The 380-nt window shown below is 65.0% G+C and carries 1 protein-coding gene (cut by a window edge); it reads right to left on the bottom strand.

Annotation, left to right across the window (positions count from 1 at the left end; translation table 11 throughout):
• A protein-coding gene (locus GJA_RS25440; RefSeq protein WP_051781321.1) for an RICIN domain-containing protein crosses the window boundary here: on the bottom strand, positions 1-371 show its 5' portion. It extends 16 nt beyond the left edge of the window; 371 of the gene's 387 nt are visible here — the first part of the coding sequence; the start codon lies at positions 369-371; its stop codon lies off the left edge, out of view.
• Positions 372-380: the final 9 nt, after the last annotated feature.

The following is a 380-nucleotide window of genomic DNA, read 5'->3' as shown; positions in this document are numbered from 1 at the left end:
AAACGCTGGTTGGCGTTAGCGCCGTAACTCCATTGCTGCAGCAGCGCGCCGTTCAGGGCCGAAATGCCTTCGACGTCGAGTCCCTTGCCGCTATTGACGTTGATGATGCTGTAGCTGCTGCCGTCGTCGGTCGGCTGCACGTCGAAACGCTGTGCGGCCGAGCTGTCGCAGGTGACTTGCTGCAGTTTGGCGCCGTCCGCGGTGCTGCCGCCGGCAATGCCCAGGCACAGCCCGCTCGATACGCTGGCCAGCGTATAACGGCCCGGCGTGATGGTGCTGCTGCCGACGCCGGCCTTCAGGCTGCTGTCCTGGCCGGCAGTCTTGCCATCGCTGCCGCCGCAGCCGGACAAAAAGCCCGCCGACAACGCCATGGCAATAAT

The sequence above is a fragment of the Janthinobacterium agaricidamnosum NBRC 102515 = DSM 9628 genome (genome assembly GCF_000723165.1).
In the GTDB taxonomy this organism is placed as follows: Bacteria; Pseudomonadota; Gammaproteobacteria; order Burkholderiales; family Burkholderiaceae_D; genus Janthinobacterium; species Janthinobacterium agaricidamnosum.
Note: the sequence above shows the minus strand (reverse complement) of the source record. Positions and strands in the feature narration are given on the sequence as shown.